The 10,061-nt window shown below is 71.6% G+C and carries 7 protein-coding genes; all 7 read right to left on the reverse strand.

Translation table 11 applies throughout. The annotated features are described in order from the left end of the window. Window positions 1–151 precede the first annotated feature (151 nt). The 7 genes from arfA to DVA66_RS12240 all read right to left on the reverse strand — a co-directional run bounded on the left by arfA (window position 152) and on the right by DVA66_RS12240 (window position 9,874). Window positions 152–1,690 (reverse strand): arabinosylfuranosidase ArfA, encoded by a 1,539-nt coding sequence (gene arfA / locus DVA66_RS12210; protein ID WP_114560339.1) that lies wholly within the window; start codon window positions 1,688–1,690, stop codon window positions 152–154. Between the two features lie 49 nt (window positions 1,691–1,739). Next, window positions 1,740–2,642: a carbohydrate ABC transporter permease gene (locus tag DVA66_RS12215; RefSeq protein WP_114560340.1), complete on the reverse strand. Its 903-nt coding sequence runs from the start codon at window positions 2,640–2,642 to the stop codon at window positions 1,740–1,742. A 1-nt stretch (window position 2,643) separates the two neighbouring features. Then, on the reverse strand, window positions 2,644–3,588 hold the full coding sequence (locus DVA66_RS12220; RefSeq protein ID WP_114560341.1) for a carbohydrate ABC transporter permease: 945 nt from the start codon (window positions 3,586–3,588) through the stop codon (window positions 2,644–2,646). A gap of 10 nt (window positions 3,589–3,598) precedes the next feature. After that, window positions 3,599–4,924: an extracellular solute-binding protein gene (locus DVA66_RS12225; RefSeq protein WP_114560342.1), complete on the reverse strand. Its 1,326-nt coding sequence runs from the start codon at window positions 4,922–4,924 to the stop codon at window positions 3,599–3,601. Window positions 4,925–5,057: 133 nt separating this feature from the next. After that, window positions 5,058–6,701 (reverse strand): type 2 periplasmic-binding domain-containing protein, encoded by a 1,644-nt coding sequence (locus DVA66_RS12230; protein WP_114560343.1) that lies wholly within the window; start codon window positions 6,699–6,701, stop codon window positions 5,058–5,060. A 27-nt stretch (window positions 6,702–6,728) separates the two neighbouring features. Further along, window positions 6,729–8,234: a hypothetical protein gene (locus tag DVA66_RS12235; protein WP_114560344.1), complete on the reverse strand. Its 1,506-nt coding sequence runs from the start codon at window positions 8,232–8,234 to the stop codon at window positions 6,729–6,731. Further along, window positions 8,231–9,874, reverse strand: a complete 1,644-nt coding sequence (locus DVA66_RS12240; protein ID WP_114560345.1) for an extracellular solute-binding protein — start codon at window positions 9,872–9,874, stop codon at window positions 8,231–8,233. Before DVA66_RS12240 ends, DVA66_RS12235 begins: the two co-directional genes overlap by 4 nt. Window positions 9,875–10,061 lie beyond the last annotated feature (187 nt).

A 10,061-nucleotide genomic window follows, 5' to 3' on the forward strand; every position in this document is an offset into this window, starting at 1 on the left:
CGGGCGACGGGGGCGGGGCGGTCGGGCCGGCGGAGGGTGTGCAGGCGCCCACGAGCAGCGCCGCGGCGAGCGCGGCCACCGCCCGGCCCGGTGCTGCCATGCCGCCCACGGTACGTGACGGCACGGCAGCAGCCGGGCGTGCGGGCGGGGCTCAGGCGGTGGTGACGGGCACCTCGACGCAGGCCCACGACAGCGGCGGCAGGCTGACCCGGACGCTGCCGTCCTGGACGTCGACCGGCAGGTCGCTCAGACCGACCCGGTCCTGGGCGTCCTCGGTGTTGGCGGTGAAGCGGTCGCCGTCCTCGGGCACGGTCAGCACCCGGCCGGTGAGGCCGTCGGCGCCGGCCTGCAGGCCCCGCAGCACGACCTCGACGTCGGAGGCCTCCTCCAGACCGCGGTTGGCCAGGAACAGCGCCAGACGCCCGGTGCCCTCGTCCCAGGTGCAGGCCACGTCCACGGTGTCCACGTCACCGAAGCGGTCGCTGTGGTGCTGGCTCGAGGTGATGGCGGTGCGCATGATCTGCCCACGGGCCAGCCGGGCGGTCTCGGCGAACGGGTGGAAGATCGTCTGCCGCCACGCCGGACCGCCCTCCTCGCTGCGGATCGGGGCGATGACGTTGACCAGCTGGGCCTGGTTGGCCACCGTCACCCGGTCACCGTGGCGCAGCAGCGAGTTGAGCAGGGTGCCGACCACCACGGCGTCGGTGACGTTGTAGGTGTCCTCGATCAGCCGGGGGTGCTCGCGCCAGGGCTGCTTGACCAGCCGGTGCAGCTGGTCGTCGGTCTCCTGGCCGCGCTGGTACCAGACGTTCCACTCGTCGAAGGAGAGGTTGATCCGCTTGGTCGACTTGCGCTTGGCACCGACCGCGTCGGCGGTGGCGACCACCGACTCGATGAAGTAGTCGGTGTCGTAGGAGCAGGCCAGGAAGCTGGCGACGTCGCCCTCGTGCTCCTGGTAGTAGGCGTGCAGGGAGATGAAGTCGACCTCGTCGTAGGCGTGGGAGAGCACGGTCTGCTCCCAGGCGCCGAAGGTCGGCATCCCGGAGTTGGAGCTGCCGCAGGCCACCAGCTCCAGGTCGTTGTCGACCAGCCGCATCGCCTTGGCCGCCTCCTGGGCCAGCCGGCCGTACTCCTCGGCGGTCTTGTGCCCGATCTGCCAGGGGCCGTCCATCTCGTTGCCCAGGCACCACAGCCGGATGTCGAAGGGCTCCTCCGCGCCGTTGCGCCGACGCAGGTCCGACCAGTAGGTGCCGCCAGGGTGGTTGGCGTACTCGACCAGCGCGCGCGCCTCCTCCACACCGGCGGTGCCGAGGTTGATGGCCTCCATCACCTCGACCCCGGCCGTCCTGGCCCAGGCGACGAACTCGTGCAGGCCGAAGGCGTTGCTCTCCACCGTGTGCCAGGCGCCCTCGAGCCGGCGGGGCCGCTCCTCGACCGGGCCGATCCCGTCGGTCCAGCGGTAGCCGGAGACGAAGTTGCCGCCGGGGTAGCGCACCACGGTGGGGCCGAGCTCGCGGACCAGCTCCAGCACGTCGGTGCGGAAGCCCTGCTCGTCGGCGCTCGGGTGGCCGGGCTCGTAGATGCCGGTGTAGACGCAGCGGCCCATGTGCTCCACGAAGGAGCCGAAGAGGCGGTGCGGCACCGGGCCGACGGTGAAGTCGCGGTCGACGACGACGCGGGCAGTGGTCATGGGGGATCGTTCTCGCTCTCTCGGAGTGGGACGGTCGTGCTCGGACGGCCTACTGGCCGCCGAATCCGGTGGTGGCGACACCACGGATGATCTGGCGCTGGAAGAAGAGGAAGACCAGGATCAGGGGTGCCGCGGCCAGCATGGCAGAGGCCATGTTCTGCGCGTACTGGATCCCGTAGGCGCTCTTCACCGTCTCCAGCCCGACCGGCAGGGTCATCAGCGAGGTGTCGCTGACGGCGATGAACGGCCACAGGAAGTTGTTCCAGGCGCCGATGAAGATGAAGATCGACACCGCGGCGAGGATGGGCCGCGACAGCGGCAGCACGATCGTCCAGAACACCCGCAGCCGGTTGGCGCCGTCGACCAGCGCGGCCTGCTCGAGCTCGACCGGGACGGCATCGAAGAACTTCTTGAGGATGAACACCATCTCGGGGTGGATGAGCTGGGGCAGGATGATCGCGGCGTAGGTGTCGACCAGCCCGAGCACCAGCATCTCCTGGAACAGCGGCACCAGCAGGATCTGCGGGGGCACGATGATCGAGCCGATGATGACGGCGAAGAGCACCTTCTTGCCGGCGAACTCGATCCGGGAGAAGGCGTAGCCGGCGGCGGCGGCCAGCGCGACGCTGAGCACGGTGATGATGGTCGAGGTCAGCAGGCTGTTGCCGATCCACAGCGGGATCTGGCCGTTGGCGATCGTGGCGACGTAGCCCTCGACGGAGAAGCCGCTGGTGGGCCAGAACGTCACCGGCGCCGAGGCGGCCTCGGTCTCGGTCTTGAAGGAGGTGACCAGCGCCCAGACGAACGGCACCAGCCAGGCGACGGCCATCACCAGCAGGACGAGGAAGGCGAACCCGCGTCCCAGGGACGGGCCGCGGCGGCGTCCGGCGGAGGCGGTGCCGACGTCGGTGAGGACGCGGCGTCCGCTGGCGGGGGCGGCGATGGTGGTCATGTCAGCTGCTCCTCCGGACGGCGATCCGGGCCTGCACCAGTGACAGGACGACGATGATCGCGAAGAAGATGTAGGAGATCGAGGCGGCGTAGCCGAGCCGGTAGCCGGTGAAGCCGGTGTCGTAGATGTACTGGACGATCGAACGGGTCGCCCCGGCCGGCCCGCCCTGGGTCATCATGTAGATCTGGTCGAAGACCTTGAGCGAGGCCAGCACCTGGAGGATGACGATCAGGACGGTCGTCGGGCCGAGCTGGGGCAGGGTGATGGAGAACAGCTGGCGCCAGGCGCTGGCCCCGTCGATGGCCGCCGCCTCGTACTGCACGTGCGGGATGTTCTGCAGGGCGGCGAGGTAGAGCAGGAAGTTGAACCCGACCGTCCACCAGACGGTGGTGACCACCACCGCGCCCATGGCGGTGTTCTGGTCCTGCAGCCAGGAGACGGGTTCGGCGCCGAAGCGGGTCAGCACGTCGTTGATGACGCCCAGCTCGGGGTTGTACATCCACTCCCAGAACAGCGTGACGACGGTGGAAGCCAGCAGGAAGGGCAGGAAGAAGGCCAGCCGCCAGAACCACTGGCCCTTGATGCCCATGTTGACCAGCAGGGCCATCACCAGCGCGACGAGCACCAGCGGCACGGTGCTCAGCACGGTGAAGACGGTGGTGTTGCCGAGCGCGTTCCACATGTCGGCGTCGCCGAACGCCTCGGCGTAGTTGGCGAGCCCGACGAAGGTGTTGTTGGCGCCGGTGAGGCTGAGGGAGGTGAAGCTCTGCCACAGCCCGAGCAGGATCGGCACCACCAGGAAAGCCAGGAACAGCAGCGTGAACGGGCCGACGAAGGCCCAACCGGCGATGGTGTCGCGGCGGCGCCGGGCCGGGCTGCGGTCGTCGCGCGGCGGCGCCGCGGCGGGGGCCGGCTCCACCTGGGTGCTGAGGGCTGAGGTGCTCATCGTCGTCTCCTCAGGCCGCCGGGGCGGCGGGGTTGGGCTGCATCAGCAGCGAGTTGATCCGTTCGATGAAGCCGGCCATCCCCTCCTGTGGCTCGGTGCGGCCGAGCAGCACGGTCTGGATGTTCTCGGCGAAGTAGCTCTGGAAGTTCGAGCCCGACCCGGAGAAGTAGGCCTCGGGGTCGTAGTTGAGGATGTCGGTGACGTCGGCGTAGCTGCTGGCCGGCAGGGCCTGGTACTCCTCCGACTCGACCACCGGCAGGTAGGCCGGGACGTGCCCGGCCTGGGCCCAGGTGCCCGAGCTCTTGAGCATCGCGGCCACGAACTCGTACGCCGCCTGCCGGCTCTCGGGGTCGACCGAGGCCTGCCGGGGGAGCACGAAGGCGTGGCTGTCGCCGTAGGCCGCCGGCTCGCTGAACATCGTCGGGATCGGTACCGCGGAGTAGGGGATCCCGGCGTCCTCCACGGTGGGGGTCTCCCAGACGCCGGTGAAGAGGATCCCGGTGCTGCCGCTGACGAACTCCGCGATCGAGCCGCCGAGGTCGTTGCTCTGCACCGCGATCCGGCCGTCGAGGATGGACCGGATCGTGCTCAGCGCGGTGACGGCGGCGTCCATGTCGTACTCGGCGGGACGTCCGGGCGTCAGCACCATCTCGGCGCCCTGCTGGCGGTAGAGGGTGTAGAAGAACCGCCACATCGACGCGCCGTCGCCGAGGTAGCCGTAGGACAGCCCGGTCCCGCCGGTCACCTCGGCCAGCCGGGTGCCCACCTCCACCAGCTGCTCGGGGGAGGAGATCTCGACGGTGCCGTCGCTCTCCAGCACTCCCGCGGCCTCGGCGTGGTCGGTGTTGACGATCATGATGTAGGGGTGGGAGTCGAGGGCGATCGAGTACACCTGGCCCTCGTGCTGGCCCTTCTGCCAGATCCGTTCCGGCTGGGTGCTGGGGCCGATGCCCAACCGCTCCAGCTCGGCGACGTCCCAGGGCTCGAGCAGCCCGCCGGGGGCGTAGCCGGCCACCCGGGTGTGGTGCATGATCGCGAGGTCGGGGGCTCGGCCGGCCACCGAGGACATCGCCAGCTTGGTGTAGTACGGCGAGCCCCAGGCCAGCACGGTCTGGGCGGCGGTGTAGGTCTGCTGGCTGCCGTTGATGGCGGCGACCATGTCGCCCATCAGGATGCCGTCGCCGCCGCTCATCAGGTGCCAGTAGTCGAGCGGCGTCCTGCCCCCGGTCGCACCGGAGCAGCCGGTCAGGCCCAGCAGGCCCGCCCCGGCCGCCGCTCCCGCGCCGAGCAGTCCCCGTCGGGTCAGCCGGGGCGCGGGTGGTCGGTCGGTTCCCATCGGTCCTCCACTCCGTCGTGGGTTGGTCCTCGGTGCTGCGTGCGTCCAGGTGAACGTTAAACCTTCGTCTGGTCAAGTCAAGAGAGCACGACCGGCCCCGGGACGGCGTGCCGCCCCGGGGCCGGCCCGACGGTCAGCCGCCGACCCGCTCCTGCAGCGCCTGCTGGTACTCGTCGCGGATGGTGTCCCCACCGTTCTTCTTCCAGGTGGCCACCCCCTCGGCCCAGGCCGAGACGGGGCGGCGACCCTGCAGGATGTCGGCCTCGAGGTTGCCGAGCACGCTGCCGATCTGGCTGCCGCGCCGGCTGGCGGTCTCGCTGTAGAGGCCGAGGACGGGGTTGCGCAGGGCACCGGGCACCACCGCGGTCTGGGCGTCGAAGCGGGCCTGGACCACCTCGGGGCGACCGGCCTGGTAGGTGGTCCAGGGGCCCTCGGCGATGTACTTCAGACCGAGCTGGGTCTCGCTGCGCCCCCGCTCGGTGAGCACCGGGTCGGTGCCGTCGAGCTCGTGGTGCTCCCCGGGCAGCCCGTAGTTCTTGAAGAGGTGCTCGGCGGTGCCGAAGGGGGCGGCGAGGTGGTCGAGGACGCCCAGCAGGGCCTCGGCGCGGTCGGCGGCGCGCAGGTTGATGGCGGTGATGTTGTGGGTGGGTCCGGCCAGCCAGATGGGTGCGGTGCCGCCGCCTCCTGCCAGGGCCGGCGGGTAGACCGTGAGCCGGAACTCCTCCCCGATCGGGAAGGTGTAGAAGTCGGGCCAGGCGCTGAAGGTGTCCTCCATCAACGAGATCGACCCGTTGACCAGCCAGGTCTTGCGCTGGGTGCCCGGGGCGCCGAAGGCGTCGGGGTGGACGAGCCCGTCGGCCACCAGCCGGCGTCCGGCCTCGAGCGCGTCCTGCTGCCCCTCCGCCTCGTTGGCGCTGGTCAGCGTGCCGCCCTGCTCCGACCAGGCGTTGGGGACGCCGTGCATCTGCCGCAGCACCTGCAGGGGGACGCCGCCCAGCGCCCAGGTGTTGCCGGCCGAGGCGGTGACCTCGGTGCACAGGTCGTGCAGCTCCTGCAGCGAGCCGGGGGCGGCGGTGATCCCGCGCCCCTCCATCAGGTCCGCCCGGGCGTAGAGCATGGCGCTGCTCTGCGGGCCGCGGGGGATCGGAACCCCGTAGATCTTGCCGCCGAAGACGGTCGAGCGCCAGCTTTCGGTGGGGATGTTCGCGAGGAAGGGGTAGTTCGCCGCGGCGCTGCCGGCCAGCAGGGGGGTGAGGTCGACCGCCTCGCTCTGCAGCAGCGCCGGCAGTGAGGGGATCGAGCCGGTGAACAGGCTGAAGACGTCGGGCAGCTGGCTCCCGGCGACCGCGGTCTGGAACCGCTCGTCGAAGTCGCCACTGGGCACCAGGGAGACCGACAGCTCGAAGCCGAGCCGCTCGTTGAGCGCCTGCCAGAAGGTGTTGTTGTCCAGCGCGGGCGGCAGGGGGGTGTTGGAGATCGTCAGCACCGAGACCGGACGGCCGTCGCCGGGGGCCGTGTCGGTGGCCCGGACCGGGTCGGCCGGGTAGGCCAGCATGGCGTCGCTGACGCCGTCGCGACCCGCCAGGTCGGGTTCCACGCCCTGGTAGGGCAGGTAGTCGGGCAGCCGGACGGCGTCGTTCGCCGCCTGGGAGCCGCCGCCTCCGCGGCCCTCGTTGCTGCAGCCGGTCAGCGTGGGGACGCCGAGGGCCGAGAGGGCGGCGGCGGTCAGCCCGCCCTGCAGCAGACGGCGGCGGCTGACAGGTGACGTCGGGGTCATGGGTTCTCCTGGGGGTGGGGTGTGGGGTCAGCGGTGTCCGGCCACGCGGAGCCGGAGGTGGAGGGTGAGAGTCCCGGGCGCGTCGGGCCGGGGCGCGTAGCGCACCCGGAGGCCGTCCGGGCCGGGGTCGACCGTCTCCAGCACGCCGTCGGTGTCGACCTCGAGGACGAGCCCGGGCAGCTCCCACCGGTCGGCCTCGACCCGGGCGCCGGCCGCCACGGCGGGGGCCAGCTCGAGGTCGAGACGGGTCGCCTTCGTGGGCTGCACGGCGTGCAGGTCCACCCGGCCGGGGCCGGCCTCGGCGTCCACGGCTGGGCCGCCGCGCAGCCGGACCCAGCCGACCCGGCCGTCCGGCAGCCGCCAGTGCACCGTGACCCGGTGCAGCTGGGAGGATCCCGGTGCGGTGCTCTGAGAGCGCTGCCCGCCGAGCATGACGTGCTCGCCCAGCCAGGCGGTGGCCGCCCGGTACGGCTCTGCGGTGATGGTGCGGCTGATCGTCCGCGGGCCCTGGAAGGCGGCCAGGTGCGGGGTCTTCGTCGCGGGCGGCTGGCTGCCGAGCAGCCCGATCGCCACCCCGGGGCAGAGGTCCCAGGCGTGCACCGGCGGTGAGCTGAGGTCGGGCACCGGGGCGGCCTCCAGCCCGACCACCGCGGCGATCCACAGACCGAGGTAGCCGACGTAGCCGGTCATGTCCATGGAGTAGGCGCGGTCGAACGGGCCGCTGAGGTTGCGCAGCCCGGCGTGGTAGAAGCGGGCGATGTCGGCCCACAACCCGGCCTCCATCTGCGTGCCGAGCTCCCGCAGCACCGCTGCGCACTCCGGACGCCGCCAGAGGGCGAGGGCGTAGAGGTTGACGCCGTAGTAGGTGGGGGAGTTGTACTCCTCGAAGGTCTGGTGCGGTGCGAACAGCGCGTGCACGGCCAGCGCCTGCTCCGCGGCGAGCCCGCTCAGCTCCGGGTGGCCGAGCCGGCGCCCGGCGAAGTCGAGCAGGTAGGCCCGCATCAGCGCGATGTTGGTGTAGCGGGGCGGGACGTCGCGCTCCAGCGTGCCCTCGACGGCCAGCCCGACCGCGTGCTCGAGCCGGTCCACCAGGGCGGCGGGCAGCCGTCCGTCGTGGTCGTGCAGCACCAGCGACAGCGTGGTGCCGATGAACTCGCGCCAGTTCGGGTCGTAGTCGCGCCACTCGACGGCACCCGGTCCGCGACGCTCCTCCTGCGGGGCGCGCACCCAGGTGCCGTGGTAGACGGCGTCGGGCTCGTCGAGCTGCAGGTCGAGCACCGTCTGCAGCGCCCGCACCGCCCGCGGGTGGTCGCCGGGCCCGTCTCGCAGCAGCAGGCCGAGGGCGTACATCGGCGTCTCGCGCACGAGGTGCACCGGCTGGTCGCTGCGCCACAGCTGGTAGCAGTCGCCGTCGGGGCTGCGGAAGAGCCCGGCGTCCTCGTCCCAGTGCGCGTCCATCAGTGCCATCGCGGCCCGGGCCACCTGCCGGCGGGCGCCGGGCAGCCGGTCGAGGAGCGGCGCCTCGGGGCTCATCCGCCGACCCGCTCGTCCAGGGCCAGCTGGTACTCGTCGCGGATCGCGTCGCCGCCGTCGGCCTTCCAGCGCGCCACGCCCTCGGCCCAGGCCGAGACCGGCTGGCGACCCTGCAGAATCTCGTTCTCCAGGTCGGACATCATCGTGCTGAGCTGGGTGCCGCGGCGGCTCTGGGTCTGGCTGTACAGCCCCAGGGCCGGGTTGGGCAGACCGGTCGGCACGAGCTCGTTCTGGATGTCGAACTGCTGCTGCACCGCACCGGGCTGGCCGCCCAGGTACAGGGTGAAGGGACCCTCGGAGAGGTACTGCAGCCCGAGGAAGGTCTCGCTGCGCCCGCGTTCGGTCAGCACCGGGTTGGTGCCGTCCAGGGTGTGGTGCACCCCCTCCTCGCCGTAGATCTTGTACAGCTGCTCGGCCGAGCCGACCGGCGCGGCGAGGTGGTCGAGGACGCTGAGCAGCGCCTCGGCCCGGTCGACCGAGCGCGCGCTGATCGCGGTGATGTTGCTGGTCGGGTTGCCCAGCCAGATCGGGGCGTCGCCCCCGCCGTCGGCCATCGGCGGGCGGTAGATCTCGACCCGGAACCCCTCGCTCAGCTCCAGCTGGTAGAAGCCGAACCAGGCGGTGAAGGTGTCCTCGATGAAGGGGGTGGTCCCGTTGGCGATCCAGGTCTTGCGCTGGCTCTGCGGCACGCCGAAGGCGTCGGGGTGCACCAGGCCCTCGGCGACCAGCCGGCGTCCGGCCTCCAGGGCCTCGGGCTGGCGCTCGGCCTCGTAGGCGCTGACCAGTCGGCCGCCCTCGTCGGCCCAGGTGTTCGGCACGCCGAACATCTGCCGCAGCACCACCAGCGGCACCGCGCTCAGTGCCCAGGTGTTGACGGCTCCCGCGCTGGCCTGCACGCAGAAGTCGAAGAAGGCCTCCCAGGAGTCCGGGACGGCGTCCAGACCGCGCTCCTCCAGCACGTCCTGACGGCCGTAGAGGACGGTGCTCAGCCCGGGACCGCGCGGGATCGGGACGGCGTAGATCTTGCCGTCGTAGACCGTGGCCTCCCAGGTGTTGGTCGGGATGTTGGCCAGCATCGGGTACCGGGCCACCGCGCTCCCGGCGAGGAAGGGGGTGAGGTCGACGGCCCTCTGCGCGAGCAGGCCGGGCAGCGAGGGCACCGAGGTGTGCTGGATGCTGAACAGGTCGGGCAGCTGGTCACCGGCCACTGCAGTCTGGAACCGGTCGGCGTAGTCGGCGCTGGGCACCAGGGAGACCTCGTAGGGGGCGCCCAGGCGATCGTTCAGACCCTGCCAGAAGGTGTTGTTCTCCAGCGCCGGGGGCAGCGGGTTGTTGGTGAAGGTGAGGGCCCTGACGGGCTGGCCGTCCCCGGGGGTGCCGCTGGTGACCTGCGGCGGGTCGGCGGGGTAGCGCAGCAGCCCGTCCACCACCCCGTTCTCCCCGACCAGGTCGGCCGGCAGCCCCTCGAAGGGGATGTGGTCGGGCAGCTGGACGGCGTCGTCGGCGGCCTGGGAGCCGCCGCCTCCGCGGCCCTCGTTGCTGCAGGCGCTGAGGGTGGGGACGCCGACCGCGGTGAGGGCGGCGGCGGTGAGGCCGGTCTGCAGCAGACGGCGGCGACTGAGTCCTGACGTCGGTGTCATGGCGGTGGGAACCCTTCGGTGGGTGGTCGGCGGGCGGGTCAGCCCTTGACGGCGCCGGTGAGCATGCCTTTGGCGAAGTGGCGTTGGAGGAAGGGGTAGACGATGACGATGGGGATGATGGAGATGACGAGGATGGCCATCTGGATCGAGGTCTGGGGTGGGAGGGCTTCGGTGGCGGTGCCGAGGT

Origin of the sequence: Desertihabitans aurantiacus, assembly GCF_003344635.1 — a bacterium.
Taxonomy (GTDB): domain Bacteria; phylum Actinomycetota; class Actinomycetes; order Propionibacteriales; family Propionibacteriaceae; genus Desertihabitans; species Desertihabitans aurantiacus.

Coding starts and splice junctions, on each gene's coding strand:
- arfA (WP_114560339.1), bottom strand. CDS start 1,690: ATGACCACTGCCCGCGTCGTCGTCGACCGCGACTTCACCGTCGGCCCG.
- DVA66_RS12215 (WP_114560340.1), bottom strand. CDS start 2,642: ATGACCACCATCGCCGCCCCCGCCAGCGGACGCCGCGTCCTCACCGAC.
- DVA66_RS12220 (WP_114560341.1), bottom strand. CDS start 3,588: ATGAGCACCTCAGCCCTCAGCACCCAGGTGGAGCCGGCCCCCGCCGCG.
- DVA66_RS12225 (WP_114560342.1), bottom strand. CDS start 4,924: ATGGGAACCGACCGACCACCCGCGCCCCGGCTGACCCGACGGGGACTG.
- DVA66_RS12230 (WP_114560343.1), bottom strand. CDS start 6,701: ATGACCCCGACGTCACCTGTCAGCCGCCGCCGTCTGCTGCAGGGCGGG.
- DVA66_RS12235 (WP_114560344.1), bottom strand. CDS start 8,234: ATGAGCCCCGAGGCGCCGCTCCTCGACCGGCTGCCCGGCGCCCGCCGG.
- DVA66_RS12240 (WP_114560345.1), bottom strand. CDS start 9,874: ATGACACCGACGTCAGGACTCAGTCGCCGCCGTCTGCTGCAGACCGGC.